This is a genomic window from Sphingopyxis sp. L1A2A, from assembly GCF_005502465.1.
Classification (GTDB): domain Bacteria; phylum Pseudomonadota; class Alphaproteobacteria; order Sphingomonadales; family Sphingomonadaceae; genus Sphingopyxis.
Window position 1 is genome coordinate 60949 of record NZ_SCOT01000001.1, and the last position, 21269, is coordinate 82217.

At 65.1% G+C, this 21269-nt stretch carries 20 protein-coding genes; 10 read left to right on the forward strand and 10 right to left on the reverse strand.

The features are described from left to right. Nucleotides 1–7: 7 nt before the first annotated feature. The 6 genes from FFS68_RS00320 to gluQRS all read right to left on the reverse strand — a co-directional run bounded on the left by FFS68_RS00320 (nucleotide 8) and on the right by gluQRS (nucleotide 5246). On the reverse strand, nucleotides 8–874 hold the full coding sequence (locus FFS68_RS00320) for a 3-hydroxyacyl-CoA dehydrogenase NAD-binding domain-containing protein (protein ID WP_137751318.1): 867 nt from the start codon (nucleotides 872–874) through the stop codon (nucleotides 8–10). Nucleotides 875–943: 69 nt separating this feature from the next. Beyond that, a complete protein-coding gene (gene egtD, locus FFS68_RS00325) occupies nucleotides 944–1930 on the reverse strand; it encodes an L-histidine N(alpha)-methyltransferase (protein WP_137751319.1) in 987 nt (328 codons plus the stop codon). Between the two features lie 2 nt (nucleotides 1931–1932). After that, nucleotides 1933–3204: an ergothioneine biosynthesis protein EgtB gene (gene egtB, locus FFS68_RS00330; RefSeq protein ID WP_137751320.1), complete on the reverse strand. Its 1272-nt coding sequence runs from the start codon at nucleotides 3202–3204 to the stop codon at nucleotides 1933–1935. 241 nt (nucleotides 3205–3445) lie between these two features. Then, nucleotides 3446–4027 (reverse strand): cob(I)yrinic acid a,c-diamide adenosyltransferase, encoded by a 582-nt coding sequence (locus FFS68_RS00335; protein WP_137751321.1) that lies wholly within the window; start codon nucleotides 4025–4027, stop codon nucleotides 3446–3448. 133 nt (nucleotides 4028–4160) lie between these two features. Beyond that, a complete protein-coding gene (locus tag FFS68_RS00345; RefSeq protein WP_137751322.1) occupies nucleotides 4161–4385 on the reverse strand; it encodes an HIG1 domain-containing protein in 225 nt (74 codons plus the stop codon). Between the two features lie 9 nt (nucleotides 4386–4394). Further along, nucleotides 4395–5246: a tRNA glutamyl-Q(34) synthetase GluQRS gene (gluQRS, locus tag FFS68_RS00350; protein ID WP_137751323.1), complete on the reverse strand. Its 852-nt coding sequence runs from the start codon at nucleotides 5244–5246 to the stop codon at nucleotides 4395–4397. A 184-nt stretch (nucleotides 5247–5430) separates the two neighbouring features. On the opposite strand from gluQRS, the gene FFS68_RS00355 reads away from it, so the two are divergent. From FFS68_RS00355 to ppc, 3 genes are all read left to right on the forward strand, one after another. Beyond that, the gene (locus FFS68_RS00355; RefSeq protein WP_137751324.1) at nucleotides 5431–5997 is read left to right on the forward strand and encodes an HNH endonuclease; all 567 of its coding nucleotides are present in this window, start codon (nucleotides 5431–5433) and stop codon (nucleotides 5995–5997) included. A 78-nt stretch (nucleotides 5998–6075) separates the two neighbouring features. Further along, nucleotides 6076–6498 carry a YbaY family lipoprotein gene (locus tag FFS68_RS00360; protein ID WP_137751325.1) on the forward strand — a complete coding sequence of 141 codons (423 nt, stop codon included), beginning with the start codon at nucleotides 6076–6078 and terminating at the stop codon, nucleotides 6496–6498. A 165-nt stretch (nucleotides 6499–6663) separates the two neighbouring features. Continuing rightward, nucleotides 6664–9342 (forward strand): phosphoenolpyruvate carboxylase, encoded by a 2679-nt coding sequence (gene ppc / locus FFS68_RS00365; RefSeq protein WP_137751326.1) that lies wholly within the window; start codon nucleotides 6664–6666, stop codon nucleotides 9340–9342. A gap of 112 nt (nucleotides 9343–9454) precedes the next feature. Here ppc and FFS68_RS00370 read toward each other — a convergent pair whose 3' ends face one another. From FFS68_RS00370 to FFS68_RS00385, 4 genes are all read right to left on the reverse strand, one after another. Then, nucleotides 9455–9961 (reverse strand): hypothetical protein, encoded by a 507-nt coding sequence (locus FFS68_RS00370; RefSeq protein ID WP_137751327.1) that lies wholly within the window; start codon nucleotides 9959–9961, stop codon nucleotides 9455–9457. Nucleotides 9962–10109: 148 nt separating this feature from the next. Further along, entirely contained in the window at nucleotides 10110–10913 is an 804-nt protein-coding gene (locus FFS68_RS00375) for an SDR family oxidoreductase (protein WP_137751328.1), read from the reverse strand. A gap of 163 nt (nucleotides 10914–11076) precedes the next feature. After that, nucleotides 11077–12195 (reverse strand): acyl-CoA dehydrogenase family protein, encoded by a 1119-nt coding sequence (locus tag FFS68_RS00380; RefSeq protein ID WP_137751329.1) that lies wholly within the window; start codon nucleotides 12193–12195, stop codon nucleotides 11077–11079. Between the two features lie 106 nt (nucleotides 12196–12301). Beyond that, nucleotides 12302–13483 carry an acyl-CoA dehydrogenase family protein gene (locus FFS68_RS00385; protein ID WP_137751330.1) on the reverse strand — a complete coding sequence of 394 codons (1182 nt, stop codon included), beginning with the start codon at nucleotides 13481–13483 and terminating at the stop codon, nucleotides 12302–12304. Between the two features lie 172 nt (nucleotides 13484–13655). Between FFS68_RS00385 and FFS68_RS00390 the strand changes: the two genes are divergently transcribed. The 7 genes from FFS68_RS00390 to FFS68_RS00420 all read left to right on the forward strand — a co-directional run bounded on the left by FFS68_RS00390 (nucleotide 13656) and on the right by FFS68_RS00420 (nucleotide 21206). After that, nucleotides 13656–14513, forward strand: a complete 858-nt coding sequence (locus tag FFS68_RS00390) for an SDR family oxidoreductase (protein WP_137751331.1) — start codon at nucleotides 13656–13658, stop codon at nucleotides 14511–14513. Then, a complete protein-coding gene (locus FFS68_RS00395) occupies nucleotides 14510–15910 on the forward strand; it encodes an MFS transporter (protein WP_171003686.1) in 1401 nt (466 codons plus the stop codon). Before FFS68_RS00390 ends, FFS68_RS00395 begins: the two co-directional genes overlap by 4 nt. A 112-nt stretch (nucleotides 15911–16022) precedes the next feature. Next, nucleotides 16023–17312 (forward strand): acyl-CoA dehydrogenase family protein, encoded by a 1290-nt coding sequence (locus tag FFS68_RS00400; RefSeq protein WP_137751333.1) that lies wholly within the window; start codon nucleotides 16023–16025, stop codon nucleotides 17310–17312. Between the two features lie 162 nt (nucleotides 17313–17474). Continuing rightward, on the forward strand, nucleotides 17475–18566 hold the full coding sequence (locus tag FFS68_RS00405; protein ID WP_137751334.1) for a Zn-dependent alcohol dehydrogenase: 1092 nt from the start codon (nucleotides 17475–17477) through the stop codon (nucleotides 18564–18566). Further along, the gene (locus FFS68_RS00410) at nucleotides 18563–19630 is read left to right on the forward strand and encodes a phosphotransferase family protein (protein WP_137751335.1); all 1068 of its coding nucleotides are present in this window, start codon (nucleotides 18563–18565) and stop codon (nucleotides 19628–19630) included. Before FFS68_RS00405 ends, FFS68_RS00410 begins: the two co-directional genes overlap by 4 nt. Continuing rightward, complete coding sequence (locus tag FFS68_RS00415) at nucleotides 19627–20403, forward strand: SDR family oxidoreductase (RefSeq protein ID WP_137751336.1); 777 nt, start codon at nucleotides 19627–19629, stop codon at nucleotides 20401–20403. Before FFS68_RS00410 ends, FFS68_RS00415 begins: the two co-directional genes overlap by 4 nt. Further along, nucleotides 20403–21206 carry an SDR family NAD(P)-dependent oxidoreductase gene (locus tag FFS68_RS00420; RefSeq protein WP_137751537.1) on the forward strand — a complete coding sequence of 268 codons (804 nt, stop codon included), beginning with the start codon at nucleotides 20403–20405 and terminating at the stop codon, nucleotides 21204–21206. The genes FFS68_RS00415 and FFS68_RS00420 overlap by 1 nt, the downstream gene beginning before the upstream one ends. The last annotated feature ends 63 nt before the right edge of the window (nucleotides 21207–21269 follow it).

Below are 21269 nucleotides of genomic sequence, written 5' to 3' on the forward strand. Positions count from 1 at the left end.
CCACCCACTAACGCGTCGGAACCGGTTCCGCTCCCGTCCAGTCGTAAAAGCCGCGGCCCGCCTTTTTGCCGACCCAGCCCGCCTCGACATATTGGACGAGCAGCGGCGCGGGGCGGAATTTGGGGTCGCCGGTGCCGCTGTGCAGGACGCGGATGATTTCGAGGCAGGTGTCGAGCCCGATGAAGTCGGCCAGCGTAATCGGACCCATCGGATGATTGAGCCCCAGACGGCAGCCGGTGTCGATGTCCCGCATCGTCGCGACGCCTTCGCCGAGCGCGAACACCGCTTCATTGATCAGCGGCATCAGGACGCGATTGACAATGAAGCCCGGCGCGTCGTTGGCGTGGACGATTTCCTTGCCGAGGCCGCGGCCGAACGCCTCGACCGTCTGCAGCGTCGCGTCGCTGGTGGCGAGGCCGCGGATCAGTTCGATCAGCCCCATCACGGGCACCGGGTTGAAGAAATGGACGCCGATAAAGCGCGCCGGATCGGGCGACGCCTGCGCCAGGCGGGTGATCGGGATCGAGCTGGTGTTGCTGGCGAGGATCGCGGTCGCCGACAAATGCGGGCCGACGCTGGCAAAGATCGCGCGCTTGATCTCCTCGCGCTCGGTCGCCGCCTCGATAACAAGGTCGGCGGGGGCGAAGGCGCTGTGATCGGCGACCGGGGTGATCCGGGCGAGCAGCGCGTCGGCATCGCTTTGGGTCAGCTTGTCCTTGGCGACGAGGCGGCCAAGCGCCTTGGCGATTCCCGCCTTGCCGGCTTCGGCGCGCGCCAGATCGATGTCCGACAGCAGCACGTCATGACCCGCGCCCGCCGAAACCTGGGCGATGCCTGCGCCCATTTGCCCTGCCCCGATGACGCCGACGATCATAAACTGCCCTTTCGCTGGAAACCCCGCCCGTGCCCTACGGTGTCGGTATCATGCGTCAAGGCTGGAGGATCAGGGGGCCGAGCGGAAGGCGGTCGCGGCGGCCAGGATCAGGGCAAAGGCGGGGTCGGTGTCGTCCCAGGTCGCGACCGGGGTCCAGCCGCCCGCGCGGAGCAGCAAATTCGCGTCGCGGGCGCCATATTTATGGCTGTTCTCGCTGTGGATCGTCTCCCCCGCCGCCATATGATAGCGATGTCCGTCGATCGTGAAATCCATGGCGCACGCGGCGACCAGATGCATTTCGATGCGCGCATGGACATCGTCCCAGACCGCGCGGTGGGTGAAGTTTTCGACCGGAATGTCACCGCCGAGTTCGCGGTTGATCCGTTCGAGCAGGTTGAGGTTGAACGCCGCGGTGACCCCCGCCGGGTCGTCATAGGCGCGTTCGAGTACGCCGACATCCTTGATCCTATCGATACCGATCAGCAGCAGCGACCCGTCGCCGAGCGCGCCGCGCCAGTGGCGCAGCAGATCGACCGCGGTGCGCGCGACCATGTTGCCGATCGTGCTGCCCGGAAAAAAGCCGAGTTTGGGCAGGTCGGCGATTTCGCCCGGCAATTCGACGCGCTGGGTGAAATCGGCCTCGACCGGATAAACCGGCAACCCCGCAAAGCGCGCCGCGAGCGCGCGCGCGCTGTCGCGCAGGAAGTCGCCCGAAATATCGACCGGCACATAAGCCGCGGGGGCGATCGCGGCGAGGAGCAGCGGGGTCTTGGCCGAGCTGCCCGAGCCGAGTTCGACGACCGCACGCCCCGGACCGATCGCTGCGGCGAGATCGGCGGCATGGCGGATGAGCAGATCGGTTTCGCTGCGCGTCGGATAATATTCGGGGAGCGCGGTGATATCCTCGAACAGCGCCGATCCGGTCGCGTCGTAGAACCAGCGCGCCGGGATCGCCTTGGGCGTCTGGCTGAGCCCGGCGCGGACGTCAGCGCGAAACGCGATATCGACTCCGGCATGGTCGGCGTCGACCTGACGCAGGCTGCGGACGACCGCCATATCTAAAAATCCTTGGCTAAACGCACGCCGGTGAATTGCCAGCGCTGGTGGGGGTAAAAGAAATTGCGGTAGGCGGGGCGCAGATGGCCGCGCGGGGTCGCGCAGCTGCCGCCGCGCAGCACGAACTGGCCGCTCATGAACTTGCCATTATATTCGCCGACCGCGCCGGGGGCGGCGCGAAAGCCGGGATAGGGGCGATAGGCGCTGCCGGTCCATTCCCACACGCTGCCGAACATCTGTTGCAAACCGGCGTCATCGGGGAACGCGGCGGGTTGCACCGGCCCCGCGGTATCGAGCTGCTGTCCCGCGGCCGGATCGAGCGTGGCCGCCGCGGCCTCCCATTCGAACTCGGTCGGCAGGCGCGCGCCCGCCCAGCTGGCGAACGCGTCAGCTTCGTAGAAACTGATGTGGGTGACGGGGGCGGCGGGGTCGATCGCCCGCCAGCCCGCCAGGGTGAAGTAGCGGTCACCATCCCAATAGGCGGGCGCGTCGATATTTTCGCCTTGCACCCACGCCCAGCCGTCGCTGAGCCACAGCGAGGGCGTGTGATAACCGCCGTCGGCGATAAATTGTTGCCATTCGCCGTTGCTGACCGGGCGGCTGGCGAGCACGTGCGGGGGCAAAAGCGCATCGTGCCGCGGGCCTTCGCAATCGAACGCAAAGCCGTCGCCGCCATGGCCGATCGAGACGATGCCCGCCTTGCCCTCGATCCATTTCATGGCGGAAAACTGCGCAACTTCACTCGCGATTGCCGTTTCGGCCTTCCACACCGCCGGGCCGAGCGGGTTCTGCGCAAAGAGATGTTTGAGGTCGGTCAGGAGCAATTCCTGATGCTGCTGTTCGTGCTGAATGCCGAGTTCGATCAATATGTGCGCCGCGGGTGGCAGATCGGGCAGCGCCGTCTGCACCGCAGTATCGACATGCGCGCGCCAGATGCAGATGTCGGCGAGCGAGGGGCGGGTCAGCAGACCGCGCTGCGGGCGCGCGTGGCGCGGCCCTTCGGCCTCATAATAGCTGTTGAACAGATAGGCGTAGCGATCGTCGAACGGGCGATAGCCCGGCAGATGGTCGCGCAGGATGAAGGTTTCAAAGAACCATGTCGTGTGCGCGAGGTGCCATTTGGCGGGCGAGGCGTCGGGCATCGACTGCGCGCTGGCGTCGGCGTCGGACAGCGTCGCGACGAGGTCGAGCGACAGGCGGCGGGTGGCAGCGAATCGCTGTGCGAGCGATTCAAGCGGTTCGGTTGTCGGACGTGCGTCGGTTCGGCTGGCCATGATGAGACAATCCCCCGCGATGCGATTCGGTTTCGCATGAAGATTGAATATGGTTACGCGGTAGCGAAATGTCTAGAACATTTAGGGAACAATCTCGATCCTCCCTGTCGCGTAGCGATGGCGAGGTGGCAGCGGCGCAGCCGCTGACGGAGGGGCTGGGCGCTGACATTGCCGCCCCTCCACCATCCGCTTCGCGGACGGTCCCCCTCCCCATGGCTTCGCCACAGGGAGGATCATCAGGCTAGCGCGTCGCGCCCGGCTTCCAAAGGATGTCACCGCCCGCCGCGGCGTTCAGGTGCCGGGTGAGCACGAACAGATGGTCGGACAGGCGGTTGAGATAGGTGAGCGCGAGCGGGTTGAGGTCGCGATCCGCACCGGCCGCGACCGCCGCCCGTTCGGCGCGGCGCGTAACCGCGCGCGCAAGGTGGAGCCGCGCCGCGGCGTCGGTGCCGCCGGGCAGGATGAAGCTCTTGAGCGCGTCGAGATCGTCGTTCATGCGGTCGATCTCGTCCTCCAGCCGCGCAATCTGGCTGGGGACGATGCGCAGCGCCATGTCGTGCGGGCCGAAACCGAACTGGATGTCGGCGGGGGTGGCAAGATCGGCGCCCAGGTCGAACAGCTCGTTCTGGATCCGCGCCAGCATCGCGGCGGCGTCGCAAGCGGGGTCGAGCGCGGCGGCAGCGATGCCGATCGCGCTGTTCGCTTCGTCGACATCGCCGATCGCCGCCATCAGCGGCGCCGATTTGGCGATCCGCGAGCCGTCGACCAGCCCGGTGGTGCCGTCGTCGCCGGTGCGGGTGTAGATTTTGTTCAGTTTGACCATGTGTGGATAATCCGTAGTGGGACCATCACCCTACCCCGTTCGTGTCGAGCGAAGTCGAGACACCGGGAAGGCGGGCACGAACGATGGGTGTCTCGACTTCGCTCGACACGAACGGAAGAAGAAGCGTCCCCGATCAGCCGCCTGCGGCGAGCAAGCCGATCAGCACGATCAGGATGATGGTGATCGCCTGCCACTTGACGCGCGACATCATCATCTTGTTCTGCATCAGCTGATTTTCCTCGACCGTGCCGTCCATCGCGGCGCGGTGGCCTTGCGAGAAATAAAACAGCCCGCGCGCGAGCGAGAAGAGGACGAAGCCGGCCGCCACGACGACGCCGATGATGAGCAGGATGTTCATGGCGCCAATTTAGGGCATCCGCAGCGAATATCCAGTGGGAAGCCGCTGGCCCAGCAAATCACCCGCCAGCGCCCTGCCATCGATCCCCGCCGCGCGCAGCGACGCGAGCGATGCCGCGGCGTCGCGCTTGGCGAGCCGCTGGCCGTCGGCGCCGCAAACCAGCGGATGATGGCGATAGACCGGCGTCGGCAGGTCGAGCAGCGCCTGAAGCAGCCGGTGGACGTCGGTCGCAGCGATCAGGTCGGCGCCGCGAATGACATGGCTGACCCCCAACATCGCATCGTCGAGGGTGCTGGCAAGATGATAGCTGGCGGGCGCATCCTTGCGCGCGAGAACGATGTCGCCATGGGCGAGCGGATCAGCGGGGCGCGGCCCCTGCCCTTGTTCTTCCCACGCCAGATCACCGACAAGCGCCACGGCACCGGCGGTATCGAGGCGCCAGCAATGCGGCTGAGCCACCATCCGTCGTTCGCGCTCGGCTGCGGCAAGATCGCGGCAGGTGCCCGGATAGATCGCGCCCGACGGGCCGTGCGGCGCCGACAGGCTGGCGGCGATGTCGGCGCGGGTGCAGAAACAGGGATAGACAAGGCCGCGGGCGCGCAGACGGTCCAGCGCCGCGGCATAATCGCCGCGCCGCGCCGACTGGCGCAGCGGTTCGCCATCCCAGTCGAGCCCGAGCCACGCAAGGTCGGCGAGCGACGCGCCGACATAGGCTTCGCGCGACCGGCTGCCGTCGATATCGTCGATACGGATCAAGAATTTACCGCCCGCGGCGCGCGCCGCAGCGTGCGCCAGCACCGCGCTATAGGCGTGGCCGAGGTGCAGGTCGCCGGTCGGGCTGGGCGCGAAACGGGTCAGCATCGGAGTGGTAAAGAACCCATATACTGTGCCGACGTCATCCGATTCCTTCCATATCTTGCGGCAGATGCCCCCTTGACGCCAGAATCTGATGCGGCATGTAATGACCCTGTCACTTGGGGAAGGCAGTGGCGCGCCATCCACTTCGCAAGGTGGCGCTCAGCAACGGGGGCAATGTTTCGCAGCCATGTTCCATCCCGATCTTGTCCGGCATCCCGATAATTGTCCCGCGCTTGTCCTGAATGCCGATTATACGCCGCTCAGCTATTATCCCCTGAGCCTGTGGCCGTGGCAGACCGCGGTCAAGGCGGTTTTCCTCGACCGCGTCACCATCGTCGAAAATTACGAGCGCGAGATTCACTCGCCGACGCGGACGATGCCGATCCCCAGCGTCATCGCGCTGCGCCAATATGTCAAACCGTCGCAGCACCCGGCGTTCACCCGCTTCAACCTGTTCCTGCGCGACCGGTTTTCGTGCCAATATTGCGGGTCGGGCAAGGATCTGACCTTTGACCATGTTGTGCCGCGCCGCCTCGGCGGGCGCACGAGCTGGGAAAATGTCACCACCGCTTGCGCGCCCTGCAATCTGAAAAAGGGCGGGCGGACGCCGCAACAGGCGCGGATGCCGATCTATCGCCAGCCGTGGCGCCCGACGAGCTGGCAATTGCAGGACAATGGCCGCGCCTTTCCGCCCGGCTATCTGCATACGAGCTGGATCGACTGGCTGTATTGGGATGTCGAACTGGAAGGCTGACCGACAGGCAGCAAAGCGGACAGACAGGGTTCATCGCGGCGGCGCTACCGGGCCGCCAGCCAGAACAGGAGAACAACCATGGTCCGTATCGCCCGCGCGCTTGCGCTCAGCCTCGCCACCCTGCCGCTTGCCGCGTGTGCGACGCTGGGGCCGTCCGAACAGCCGGTGTCGGTGACCGGGCAGATCACCTATCGCGAGCGCATCGCGTTGCCGCCGACGGCGCAGATCGAAATCCAGCTGAGCGATGTCAGCCTGATGGATGCACCGTCGCGCACCATTGCGCAGCAAAACTTTACCGCCGACGGGCGTCAGGTGCCCTTCGCCTTTTCGCTGACCGTCGACCAGCGTCCGCTCGACCCCCGGCACAGCTATGCGGTTTCGGCACGGATCACCGACGCGTCGGGGCGGCTGATGTTCATCACCGACACGCGCAAAAGCGTGGCGTTCGATGGCCGGAGCCGGATCGACATGGGGACGCTCAATCTGGTGAAGACGCGCTAGGCCTATTCTCGTCATCCCGGCGAAGGCCGGGATCTCGACCTCGCGTTTTTTCGATACGTTGACATCCGGGCTTTCGCCGGGATGACGGAAGGTGTGGGCGGCGCATAGCTATGCGCGCACCCTGCCGCTTGACGCTGCGCCTTCGCAGGTGCAGCAATCGAGCGCATGGGCCCGCCGATCCAGATCTCGCAAAATCCCGACATCCGCTATCTCGGGCGGATCCTGGGGGATGTCATTCGCGCCTATGGCGGCGACAAATTGTTCCGGCAGACCGAATATATCCGCTCGTCGAGCGTCGACCGGCACCGCGGGATCGCGGGGGCCGAGGCGATCGATCCGGGGCTCGATGCGCTGAGCCTCGACGACACCATCGCCTTTGTGCGCGGGTTCATGCTGTTTTCGATGCTCGCCAATCTGGCCGAGGACCGCCAGGGGGTCGCCGCCGAACCCGAGGCGACGGTGGCGGCAGCGATCGACAAGCTGCGCACCGACGGGATCGACGGCGACGCGATCGCGGCGCTGCTGAGCGCCTCGCTCGTCGCGCCGGTGCTGACCGCGCACCCGACCGAGGTGCGGCGCAAATCGGTGCTCGACCACAAGAACCGCATCGCAGAGCTGATGCTGCTGCGCGACAGCGGCGCCGACGAGACGCCCGAGGGTGACGTCGTCGAGGATGCGATCCGGCGGCAGATCGTGCTGCTGTGGCAAACCCGCCCGCTGCGCATGGAGAAGCTCTTCGTCGCCGACGAGATCGACAATGCGCTGACCTATTTGCGCGACGTGTTCCTGCCCGTGGTGCCCAAACTTTACGCGCGCTGGGAAGCCGAGCTGGGGACGCGCCCCGCGAGTTTCCTGCGCGTCGGCAGCTGGATCGGCGGCGACCGCGACGGCAATCCCTTCGTCACCGCCGAGACGATGGTCATGGCGACCGGCCGCAACGCCGCGGCGGTGCTCGGCCATTATATCGACGCCGTCCACCGCCTGGGCGCCGAATTGTCGGTGTCGGCCAGCCTTGCGCCGGTTCCGGACGCGGTCGAGGCACTGGCCGAGGCGAGCGGCGATACCGCGCCGAGCCGCCGCGACGAGCCCTATCGCCGCGCGCTGTCGGGGATTTATGCGCGGTTGTGCGCGACCTATGCGCAGATCGTCGGCAAGGCGCCGCCGCGTCCTTCGGCGCTCGTCGGGGCGCCCTATGCCACTCCCGCGGATCTGCGCCGCGACCTCGTCATCATCGCGGGCGGGCTGGCGGCGAGCGGCCAGGGTCAATTCGGCGGCATCGGTGCGCTTGGGCGTTTGATCCGCGCGGTCGAGGTGTTCGGATTCCACCTCGCAACGCTCGACATGCGGCAGAACAGCGCGGTGCATGAGCGCGTGCTCGCCGAGCTGCTCAAAGTATCGGGGGTCTGCGCCGATTATCTGGCGCTGGACGAAGAGGCGCGCGTCGCGCTGCTCACCGCCGAACTGCAAAGCGACCGCCCGCTCGCCGCACCGTGGCACCAGTGGAGCGACGAAACCGCGGGCGAGCTGGCGATCGTCCACGCCGCCGCCGACGTCCGTGCGCGGTTGGGCGGCGATGCGATCTGCCAATGGATCATCAGCATGGCGCAGACTTTGTCCGACCTGCTGGAGGTCCATGTGCTGGCGCGCGAGGCCGGATTGTGGCGGAGCGGCGCAGCGGCGGGCCAATCAAACCTGATGGTGGTGCCCCTGTTCGAGACGATCGCCGATCTCGACAAGGCGCCCGACATCATGGCGCGTTATTTCGCGATGCCCGAAATCGGCCCGCAGATCGGCGCGCGCGGGCATCAGGAAGTGATGATCGGCTATTCGGATTCGAACAAGGACGGCGGTTACCTGACCTCGACCTGGGGATTGCATCAGGCGTCGCAGGCGCTGACCCCGGTGTTCGAGGACGCCGACACCGCGATGCAATTGTTCCACGGCCGCGGCGGCGCGGTCGGGCGCGGCGGCGGCAGCGCCTTTGCCGCGATCCGCGCCCAGCCCGCGGGCACGGTGCAGGGGCGCATCCGCATCACCGAGCAGGGTGAAGTGATCGCGGCGAAATATGGCACCGCGGCCAGCGCGGCGACGAACCTGGAGGCGATGGTATCGGCGAGCCTGCTCGCCAGCCTCGAGCCCGAGGCGCTGAGCGATGCCGACGCGGCGCGCTTTACCGCGGCGATGGATATGCTGTCGGACGGCGCCTTCGCCGCCTATCGCGGGCTGGTGTACGACACGCCCGCGTTCAAGGATTTCTTCCGCGCGATGACCCCGATCGCCGAGATCGCGACGCTGAAGATCGGGTCGCGCCCGTCGAGCCGCACCAAGTCGAACGCGATCGAGGATCTGCGCGCCATTCCCTGGGTGTTCAGCTGGGCGCAGGCGCGCGCGATGCTGCCCGGCTGGTACGGGACCGGCGAGGGATTTGCGGCGTTCAAGGACAAGGCGCTGCTGGCCGATATGGCCGCGGGCTGGCCCTTTTTCGCCGCGCTGCTCGGCAATATGGAGATGGTGCTGGCGAAATCCGACATGGGGATCGCGGCGCGCTATGCCGAGCTGGCGGGGCATATCGACGGTCATGAGGCGATCTTTGCGCGCATCCGCGACGGGTGGAACCGCGCGCATGACGGGTTGCTGGGCATCACCGGCCAGACGCGGTTGCTCGAAAAGAACCCGGCGCTCGAAGCGTCGATCCGGCTGCGCCTGCCCTATATCGAGCCGCTCAACCTGCTCCAGATCGAACTGATGAAGCGCCATCGCGCCGGGGAGACCGACCCGCGGATCGCCGAGGGCATCCAGCTGACGATCAATGCGATCGCGACGGCATTGCGGAACAGCGGGTAGCGAATAGCCAACCACGTCCCGTTCGTGTCGAGCGAAGTCGAGACACGCGAACACCGCGCCAGCGTGTCTCGACTTCGCTCGACACGAACGGAGGTGGGTGTTGGACCGACCCTCAGCTCTTGACGATCACGACCTCCCCCTTGGCGGTCGCGCCATCGGGGGCGAAGTTGATCCGGAAATCGGCGCCGTCCTTGTCCTTGCCCGCGAGCTTGTTGCCGGTGCGGGTGATCTTGATGCCCCTTTTCGCGAACTCGGCGCCCATCCAGTCGGCGGCCACCTTGGGCGCGGCGGGTGCGCTGAAGCCGAATTTCACCGTCGCGGCGTCGGCGCCATTCTTGTCGCTGGCGTCGATGTCCATCGTGTCGATCTTGCTGCCGGGGTAGAGCTTGACCCCGTCGATGTCGAAATCGGTGGCGATATCCATGTCGCCGAGATCGGGGATGTCGAGGTCGAGCTTCACCCCGTCACTGTTGATCTTCAGCGCGCCACCATCCTTGTCGACGGTGATCTGGACGTTGCCGTCGGTGCTGACCGAGGCACCGGGACTGTCGGACGCCGGCTTTTCCTGCCCGCAGGCGGCGAGGAGGACCATCGGGGGGATCAGATACGCAAGACGCATGGAGGACCTCCTTGGTGCATTAGTTATATAATACACCAAGGATCGGAAGGAGTCAATTTGCCCCAATTTCGTCATGTCGGACTTGATCCGGCATCGATGGCAGCGGCGCGGGCATGGGCCCCGGATCAAGTCCGGGGTGACGAGGGCGTCAGGCGTCGATGCTGGTCCGCAAATCGCCGTGCACCAGCCCGCCATCGACGGTAATCGTGTCGCCGACGACATAGTCGCCCGCCTTCGACGCGAGGAAGATCGCGGCGCCCGCCATATCCTCGGGCACCCCGATGCGTTTCACCGGGATGCTCTGCGCGACCGCGTCGCCATGGTCGCGCGCGGCCTTGTTCATGTCCGACTGAAACGCGCCGGGCGCGATCGCGGTGACCAGAATATGGTCGTGGACCAGCCGCGCCGCGAGCCGCTTGGTGAGATAGAGGATCGCGGCCTTCGATGCATGATAGCTGTAGGTTTCCCAAGGATTGAGCCGCTGGCCGTCGATCGAGCCGATGTTGATGACCTTGGCCGGGCGGTCGTGCGACCCGCCCGCCTTGAGCAGCCCGTGCAGCGCCTGGGTGAGGAAGAAGGGCGATTTGACGTTGATGTCCATCACCTTGTCCCAGCCCGCCTCGGGGAAACCCTCGAACGGTTCGCCCCATGCGGCGCCGGCGTTGTTGACGAGGATGTCGAGGCGTTCTTCGCGCGCTTCGAGTTCCTTGGCGAGCGCGCGGCAGCCTTCGACGGTCGCGAGATCGACGGGCAGGCCAATGACCTTGCCCGGATAGCGCGTTTCGAAGTCGGCAACGGCTTCCTCGATCTGCGCGGTCTTGCGCGCCGAGATGTACACGCGCGCGCAGCCCGCGGCGAGATAGCCCTCGACGATCATCTTGCCGATGCCGCGCGAGCCGCCGGTGACGAGCGCGATGCGGCCGTCGAGGCCGAACATGTCCTGGAGGTTCATAATATGGGCTCCTTTAAAGCCCCTCCCCTTCAGGGGAGGGGTTGGGGTGGGGTCTCGCGAGGTAGCGCAAGGCCGATAGACCCCACCCCGCTGCGACTAAGGCCCGGCTACGCCGGACCAAGTCTCACTGCCCCTCCCCTGAAGGGGAGGGGTTTTAGGTCACTTAGTACCCGTTCATCCGCGCGACCTGATCGATATGATAATGCACGTCGCCCATATATTCCGCCAGCGCGCGGTCGCGTTTCATGTACAGGCCGATGTCATATTCGTCGGTCATGCCAATGCCGCCGTGCATCTGGACGCCTTCGCGCACCGCGAGGTTGGCGGCGCGGCCGGCCTTCGCCTTGGCCACCGAGACCATCAGCCTGGCACCTTCGCTGCCTTCGTCGAGTAGTTGCTGCGCCTTCATCACCGTGGCGCGCGCGACTTCCATTTCGCCGTAAAGATGCGCGGCGCGGTGCTGGAGGCCCTGGAACTCGCCGATCAGCTTGCCGAACTGTTTGCGTTCCTTGAGGTAGGTGACGGTCATGTCCATCGCGCCCTGCCCGACGCCGACGAGTTCGGCCGCCGATCCGGCGCGGGTGGCAGCGAGCAAGGCATCGAGGATGTCGCCGCCCGCATCGACTTCGCCGATCACCGCGTCGGCATCAACCTCGACGCCGTTGAGCGTGACGTGGCTCGCGAGGCTGCTGTCCACCAGACGCCGCGGATCGACGGTAACGCCCTTGGCGTCCTTCGGCACCGCGAACAACGTGATGCCGCCGTCGGTCTTTGCCGCGACGATGCTCATGTCGGCGACATGGCCGTGGAGCACGAAGCTCTTCTTGCCGTCGAGGCGGAAGCCGTTCCCGGCGCGCGTTGCGGTGGTGGCGATGCGGTCGGGGCGATGCTTGGCGCCTTCGTCGATCGCGAGTGCGATGATGGCTTCACCGCTGGCGATCGCGGGGAGCCAGCGGCCCGCCTGCGTGCCGCCCGCCTTCGCCAGCGCGGCAACCGCGCCGACGCTGGTCGACAGGAAGGGCGACGGGGTCAGGTTGCGGCCGATTTCCTCGAGCACGATGCCCGCCTCCATATGCCCCATGCCGAGCCCGCCGTGCGCCTCGGGAACGAGCATGCCGGGCAGGCCCATTTCGGTGAACTGCGACCACAGGTCGCGTGAGAAGCCGGTGGCGTCGGCGCTGTCGCGGAGTTGGCGCAGATGCGAGACCGGCGCCTGTTCGGCGACGAAGGGCGCGACGCTGTCCTTGAGCATCGCCTGGTCGTCATTGTGATAGAGTGGCATGTCTGTCCCAATCTGTTTTCGTCATCCCAGCGAAAGCTGGGATCGTTGGCAGCCTGAACCGCCCTGTCCCGATAGCGGCCCCAGCCTTCGCTGGGGCGACGTGTTTTTACGCCCCCGGCAAATCCAATATCCGCTTGGCGATGACGTTGAGCATGACTTCGCTTGTCCCGCCTTCGATCGAATTGGCCTTGGTCCGCAGCCAGCCGCGCGCGCGGGCGCCGCCCTTGGTCTCTTCGCTGTCCCATTCGAGCGCTTCGCTGCCGCCGCCCGACATGACGAGTTCGTGGCGGCGCTTGTTGAGCTCGGTGCCGACATATTTCATCATGTTCGAGCTGGCCGGATGCGCGCGGCCGGTTTTCCACATGTCCATGAAACGCTCACCCATCGCGCGGTAAGCAAAGACGTCGACGTCGAACGCCGCCATTTCGGCGCGCAGGATCGGGTCGTCGAGTTCGCCCGCGGCGTTCTTGCCGAACGCCTTGGCAAAGGCGCCGCCGATGCTGACCATGTCGCCGCCCGCGCCGCCGCCCGAGATCATCTCGCGTTCGTGGCCGAGCAGATATTTGGCGACGTCCCAGCCGCGGTTGATCTCGCCGATAAACTGCGTCTTGGGCACCTCGACATCGTCAAAGAAGGTTTCGCAGAAAGGCGAGTTGCCGCTGATCAGCAGGATCGGCTTGGTGGTGACCCCCTTGCTCGCCATGTCGAAGAGCATGAAGGTGATGCCCTGATATTTGTTCGCCTTGTCGGTGCGGACAAGGCAGAAAATCCAGTCGGCCTGATCGGCGTAGCTGGTCCAGATTTTCGATCCGTTGACGACCCAATGATCGCCCTTGTCTTCGCCGAAGGTCTGGAGCGAAACGAGGTCGCTGCCAGATCCCGGTTCGGAATAGCCCTGACACCAGCGGATTTCGCCGCGCGCGATCGGGTTCAGATATTGGACCTTCTGCTCCTCGGTGCCGAATTGCAGCAGCGCGGGGCCGAGCATCCAGATGCCGAAGCTGTCGAGCGGCGAACGCGCGTGGATGCGCTTCATTTCCTGTTTGAAGATCTTGGTCTGCTCGGGGGTCAGCCCGGCGCCGCCATAAGCCTTGGGCCAGTCGGGGACGGTGTAGCCTTTGGAAACACAGGCTTCCAGCCACGCTTTCTGGGCGTCATTCTTGAACACCCAGTTGCGTCCGCCCCAGCACACATCGCCTTCCTCGCGGATGGGTTCGCGCATTTCGGCGGGGCAGTTCGCCTCTAGCCAGCCGCGCACTTCGGCGCGAAAAGCGTCCAGATCGCTCATGTTTCAGGCTCCTCTTCCAGCCCCAAATCTAGGAGCAGTCGCCTGCTTTACGCAAGCGTCAACTTGGGCGGCCCGACCTGCCGTTACGGCGCCGTAGCGTCCGACAGGCCGCCGTTGACGCGTCACCTTTGGCGCCTAAGCTAAGTGGCAAAAGAAAACGGGAGAATGGGTCATGCGATTCGCAGGCAAGATTGCCGTCGTCACCGGTGCCGCATCGGGCATCGGCAAAGCCACAGTTTTGAAACTGGCGAGCGAAGGCGCGCATGTCTTTGCCGCCGACATCGACGAGGCGGGCGGCCGCGCCCTCGCTGAACAGTCGAACGGCAAGATCGATTTCATCCGCTGCGACGTGACCAAGCCGTCGGACATCGAGGCGCTGATGAACGAAGCGGCCGCGAAAGCCGGCGGCATCGACATTGTCTTTAACAACGCCGCGGCGGGTGGCGACCGCGCCCCGATCGACGAGATTACCCCCGAGGGTTGGGACCGCACGATGGATCTGGTGCTGAAATCGGTGGCGATGGGCATCCGTTATGCCAGCCCGCATATGAAGGGGCGCAAGGGCGCGTCGATCATCAACACCGCGAGCGTCGCAGCGCTCGGCGCCGGCTATTCACCCACCGCCTATGCCGTGGCCAAGGTCGGGGTGCTCCATCTGTCGAAGGTCGCGGCGACCGACCTGGCGCGCTATGGCATCCGCGTCAACGCGATCTGCCCGGGCTTTATCAACACCAATATCTTTACCGCGTCGCTGGAGGTTCCCGACGCGATGAAGGATCAGGCCAATGCGGTCATCGCCGGGATGAGCGCGCAGGCGCAGCCGGTCGCGCGCGGCGGCCAGCCCGACGACATCGCCAATGCAGTCGCCTTTCTGGCCAGCGACGAATCATCGTTCATGACCGGCACCCATTTGCTCGTCGACGGCGGGCTGACGATCGGTCAGCGCCACGCCTGGGATCCCGAATCGCCGGGGATGTTCGACGCGCTGGTCGCGATGGAGGAGGCCGCCAAGGCCGGAGCAGCGGCGTGACCACAGCGGCGGCGGACCGCGTCCCGACGGCGACCAAAATCACATACGGGTTCGGCGCCGTTGCTTATGGGATCAAAGACAACGGCTTTTCGGTCTTTTTGCTAACCTTCTATAACCAAGTGATCGGCTTGCCCGCTGCGTGGGTCGGACTGGTGCTGCTGATCGCACTGTTGCTCGACGCGCTGATCGACCCCGCGGTCGGGCATTTGTCCGACCGCACGCGCAGCCGATGGGGGCGGCGCCACCCATGGCTTTATGTGTCGGCAATCCCGATCGCGGTGACCTGGCTGTTCCTTTGGATGCCACCCGCAGGCGAACAATGGTTCCAGCTCGTCTATCTGCTGATCTTCGCGACGCTTGTCCGGATGAGTATTTCGCTGAACGAGGTGCCGTCGATCGCGCTCGCGCCAGAAATGACCCCCGACTATCACGAACGAACCGCGGTGCTCGGCTGGCGCTACCTGTTCGGCTGGACCGGTGGGCTGCTGATGCTCGCTGCTGGATACGGTATTTTCCGCCTGAACGAGGCGGGCAATATGACCCAAGCTAACTACGCCAGCTATGCGATCGCCGGATCGGTGCTCATGCTAGTTGCAGTGCTGGCATCGGCGATTGGTACCCATCGCCGCTATGCTCGTCCGCTACCGGGTGAGCCGCACCAGCCGACGCTGCGCGAGATGGCGGGCTGTATCCGGTTCAAACCGTTCCTACTGCTGTTGCTCGCAGGCTTTTTTGCATTCGCGAATCAGGGCGTCACCTTCGCGCTGTCAAACTATCTGCTCGGCTATGTGTGGAAACTCGGCACTACGGAGCAGGTGCTCTATGCCTTTTCGCTGTTCGGCGGGGTCGCGCTTGCGCTGGTCGTGTCGCGCTGGGCAGGGCGGCGGTACGGCAAACCCGCGGCGGCGGTCCGGTTGGCGCTCGTTACCACAACTGTCGGCATGACTCCCTATTTCTTGTTCCTGATGGGCTGGGTGCCAACGATGACGCCAATGCAGACATTGGGCTTTATCCTGCCCTTCATCACCATTTCGACCGCGGCGAGCATTAGCGTCATGATCACCGGCGCATCGATGATGGCCGATGTCACCACCGCCAATTTCCGCATCACCGGGCGGCAGCAGGAGGGGGTGTTCTACGCCGGATATTTCTTCATGCAGAAATGCGTGACAGGGGTCGGCATTTTTCTGTCGGGCCAGATTTTGGGCGCGATCGGTTTTCCCGAACGCGCCGATCCGGCGACGATCAACCCTGCCATCGTAGGCAATCTGGCCAGCACCTACCTGGCGATCACGCTGACCCTCGGCCTGCTCACCGCCTGGGCCTTTTCGTTGTCGATCCGCGGCGGCGCGCCGGAGCCGTCGCCGCTGGATCAGTCCGCCGCGACACATCCGTAACGGAAAATGTCAGTTGACGACGGAATGAGGTAATAATCGGCCCGCAGGGGTTGGCAAAACAGGGCGAATCGGTCCAAAGGCTTACGCGAACGTAAACGGAAAGGATGCTCAGATGGATTTCGATCTCACCGACCGGCAGACCCATTGGCGCGATCGGGTGCGCGAGTTTATCGAGCGCAAGGTCCGCCCCGCGGTACCGACGTACAAGGAACAGGACAAGGCGGGCGACCGCTGGAAGGTCATTCCGATCGTCGAGGAGCTGAAGGCCGAGGCCAAGGCCGCGGGCATCTGGAACCTGTTCATGCCGCCGCGCAGCGCCGCGCATCATCATGTCGACGAGACGATCGAATTCGAAGGCCCGGGCCTGACCAACCTGGAATATGCGCTGTGCGCCGAGGAAATGGGGCGGATCGGCTTTGCCAGCGAAGTGTTCAACTGCTCGGCGCCCGACACCGGCAATATGGAGGTGTTCCACCGTTACGGCACGCGCGCGCAGAAAGAGAAATATCTGCTGCCGCTGATGAACGGCGAAATCCGGTCGGCGTTTTTGATGACCGAGCCCGCGGTGGCGTCGTCCGACGCGACCAATGTCGAGTGCCGGATCGAACGCGACGGCGATGATTATGTCATCAACGGTACCAAATGGTGGTCGTCGGGTGCGGGCGATCCGCGCTGCAAGGTCGCGATCGTGATGGGCAAGACCGATTTCGCCGCCAAGCGCCACGCCCAGCAATCGATGGTGTTGATGCCGCTCGACGCGCCCGGCGTGACGATCCTGCGTCACTTGCCCGTGTTCGGCTATGACGACGCGCCGCACGGCCATATGGAAATCGAGCTGAAGGATGTTCGCGTCAACGCCGAGGATGCGATGCTGCTCGGCGAAGGCCGCGGCTTTGAAATCGCGCAGGGGCGGCTTGGCCCGGGGCGTATCCACCATTGCATGCGCACCATCGGCACCGCCGAAGAAGCGATCGCCAAGATGGCCAAGCGGCTGCAATCGCGCGTCGCGTTCGGCAAGACGATCGCCGAATACAGCATCTGGGAACATCGTTTGGCGCGCGCGCGCATCGACATCGAAATGACCCGGCTGCTGTGCCTGAAGGCCGCCGACATGATGGACAAGGTCGGCAACAAGGCCGCCGCCGCCGAGATCGCGATGATCAAGGTGCAGGCGCCGAACATGGCGCTGAAAATCATCGACGACGCGATCCAGGCACATGGCGCCGCGGGGGTGTCCGAAGATTTCGGCCTGGCCAACGCTTATGCCCATCAGCGCACTCTGCGACTCGCCGACGGTCCCGACGAGGTGCATGAACGCGCGATCGCCCGCATCGAATTCGCCAAGCACAGCGCGGCGAGCGAGCCGGGCTTTTCGTCGGGCGACATCGGCGCTTCGCGCTGACATCGCGGGGCTAACGTCATTGCGAGCGAAGCGAAGCAATCTCTAGCGTGCAGCATGGCGCAAGGCCGATAGCTGGAGATTGCTTCGTCGCTTCGCTCCTCGCAATGACGGGAATGGCGAAGCGGGTCTCGCCACACGTAGATGGGAAAGGTTCCAGTTCACATGACCAAAGCCGCGATTCTGATCGAACCGGGCCAGCCGCTGTCGATCGAGACGGTGCAGATCGCCGATTGCGGTCCGCATGAGGTGCGCATCCGCACCGCCGCGTGCGGCCTTTGCCATTCAGACCTGCATTTTATCGATGGCGCCTATCCGCACCCCCTGCCCGCGATTCCCGGCCATGAAGCCGCGGGCATCGTCGAGGCGGTCGGCAGCGAAGTGCGCACGGTCAAGGTCGGCGACGCGGTCGTTACCTGTCTTTCAGCCTTCTGCGGGCATTGCGAGTTTTGCGTTTCCGGGCGCATGTCGCTGTGCATGGGCGGCGATACGCGGCGCCCCGTTGGCGCGGCACCGCGCATCACGCGCCCCGACGGCTCACCCGTCAACCAGATGCTCAACCTCTCAGCGTTCGCCGAAACGATGCTGGTCCACGAACATGCGTGCGTCGCGATCGACCCCGACATGCCGCTCGACCGCGCCGCGGTGATCGGCTGCGCGGTGACCACCGGCGCGGGGACGATCTTTAACGCGTGCAAAGTGACCCCGGGCGAGACCGTCGTCGTCGTCGGTTGCGGCGGCGTCGGCCTGGCGACGATCAACGCCGCGAAGATCGCGGGCGCGGGGCGCATCATCGCCGCCGATCCGATGCCCGAAAAACGCGCGCTGGCGATGAAGCTCGGCGCGACCGATGTCGTCGATGCGCTGGACGGCGATGCCGCGAAACAGATCCTCGAGATCAGCAAGGGCGGGGTCGATCATGCGATCGAAGCGGTCGGGCGACCGGCGTCGGCGGCGCTCGCCGTCGCGTCGCTGCGCCGCGGCGGCACCGCGACGATCCTGGGCATGATGCCGCTGAGCGAGAAAGTCGGCCTCAGCGCGATGGACCTGCTGTCGGGGAAGAAATTGCAGGGCGCGATCATGGGCGGCAACCGTTTCCCGGTCGATATTCCGCGGCTCGTCGACTTCTATCTGCGCGGGCTGCTCGACCTCGACAGCATCGTCGCCGAAACGATTCCGCTGGAGCGGATCAACGACGGGTTCGACAAGATGAAGAAGGGCGACGCCGCGCGGTCGGTGGTCGTTTTCGACCAATGACGATCGACGCGCAGAAAGCCTTTAGCGGCACCGTCGCGCCCGAAGGCGCCGATGTGCTCGACGAGGCGAAGCTGACCGCGTGGATGGAAGCCAATGTGGAAGGCTTTGCAGGCCCGCTGACCCAGCATAAATTCGCCGGCGGCCAGTCGAACCCGACGTACAAGATTGCCGCGCCGTCGGGCAATTATGTCCTCCGCCGCAAACCCTATGGTCCGCTGCTGCCGTCGGCGCACGCGGTCGACCGCGAGTATAAGGTCCAGTCGGGGCTGCATCAGATGGGTTTCCCCGTCGCGCGCCAATATGGGCTGTGCACCGACGACAGCGTGACCGGCAGCTGGTTCTATGTGATGGGGATGGTCGACGGCCACACCATCTGGGACGGCGCGATGCCGGGGTCGACCCCCGAAAACCGCCGCGCCACCTATGAAGCGATGATCGACACGCTCGCCGCGCTGCACAAGGTCGATGTCGAAGCGGCAGGCCTGTCCGATTTCGGCAAGCCGGGCAATTATTTCGGGCGTCAGGTCGACCGCTGGACCAAGCAGTACCGCCTCGCCGAGACCGAGACGATGGACGAGATGGAGCAGCTGATCGCGTGGCTGCCCGCGACCCTGCCCGAACAGACGCTCACCAGCGTCGTCCATGGCGATTACCGCATCGACAATATGATCTTTGCGAAGGATCGGCCTGAGGTGTTGGCGGTGCTCGATTGGGAGCTATCGACGCTGGGCGATCCGCTCGCCGATTTCACCTATGTCGCAATGGCGTGGGTGACCGAAAATGGCGGGCGATCGGGGGTCATGGACCTTGACCGGCAAGCGCTCGGCATTCCCGAACTCGACGAAATGGTCGAGCGTTATTGCGCGGCCACCGACCGCACCGGGGTTCCCGACATGAACTGGTATTTCGCCTATAATTTCTTCCGCCTCGCGGGGATCATCCAGGGGATCAAAAAGCGCGTGATCGAAGGCACCGCATCATCGCAACATGCCAAGGACATGTCCGAACGCGTCCGTCCGCTCGCCGAAAAGGCATGGGATTTTGCCAGGAAGGCCGGGGCATGAGCCTGTTCGACATGAGCGGCGAGGTCGCGCTGATCACCGGATCGTCGCGCGGCATCGGCAAGGCGACCGCGGAGGCGATGGCGCAGCAGGGCGCGAAGGTCGTTATTTCGAGCCGCAAGCAGGATGCGTGCGACGACGCCGCGGCGGAGATCAACGCGAGGTTCGGCGACGGCACCGCGATTGCGGTCGCCGCCAATATCTCGTCGAAGGACGATTTGCAGAATCTCGTAGACGCGACGCGCGCGGCGTTCGGCAAGATCACCGCGCTCGTCTGCAACGCCGCATCGAACCCCTATTATGGACCGGGGCTGGGGATCAGCGACGACCAGTTCCGCAAGATCATGGACAATAATATCCTGTCCAACCACTGGCTGATTTCGATGGTGGCGCCCGAGATGCTCGAACGCGGCGACGGGTCGATCACCATCATCAGCTCGATCGGCGGACTCAAAGGGTCGCCGATCATCGGCGCCTATGGCATTTCCAAAGCCGCCGACATGCAGGTCGCACGCAATTTTGCAGTCGAATTCGGTCCGCAGGGCGTGCGTGTCAATTGTATCGCCCCGGGGCTGATCCGCACCGACATGGCGCGCGCCTTGTGGGAAAATCCCGAGAATCTGAAACGATCGACCGCTGCCTCGACGCTGAAACGGATCGGCGAACCGCATGAAATTGCGGGCGCCGCGGTCTTCCTTGCCAGCAAGGCAGGGGCATTCACCACCGGCCAGACCATCGTGTGCGATGGCGGGGCCACGATTTCAGGAGGCGCATGATGGGCGCATTGGACGGCAAGATCGCGATTATCACGGGTGCCGGTTCGGGCATCGGCCGTGCGAGCGCGCTGCGCTTCGCCGCCGAGGGCGCAAGGCTGGTGCTCGGCGACAAGAGTGCGGCGGTGCACGAGACCGCGCAGCTGGTGAAAGATGCCGGCGGCGCGGCCGTGGCGCTGGAGATCGATGCGGGCGTCGAGGCCGATGTCGTGAGCCTCGTGGCCACCGCAAAAGACAGCTATGGCGGCCTCGACATCGCGTTCGCCAACGCCGGGATCATCGGCGACATGGGCGGCATTTTCGATTTCGATCCGATCGCCTGGGCCGAGACGCTGCGCGTCAACCTGATCGGTCCGGCGCTGATGGTGAAACATGCCGGAAAAGCCATGGTCGATCAGGGCCGCGGCGGCGCGATCGTGCTGACCGCGAGCGTCGCGGGGATCAATTCTGGCGCTGGTCCCGGGGCTTACTCCGCGTCGAAGGCGGGGGTCATCAACCTCGCCAAGACCGCGGCGCAGCAGCTGACCACCAGCGGCGTGCGCGTCAACGCGATCTGCCCCGGGCTGACCGAAACGGGGATGACCAAGCCGACCTTCGACTATGCGAAGGCGAAGGAAGTCACCCACAAGCTGGGCCAGCTCAATCCACTCAAGCGCGCGGCGCAGCCCGAAGAGCTCGCCAATGTCGCGCTATTTCTTGCCAGCGATCAGGCGAGCTACGTCAATGGACAGGCGATCGCGGTTGACGGCGGGCTCACCAGTTCGCATCCGGTGACGCGCCAGCTGCTTGGCCAGACTTCGCATTGAGACAATGGTTTTGATCTGCCTCCTCTCTTCCGTTCGCATCGAGCGAAGTCGAGATGCCCATCA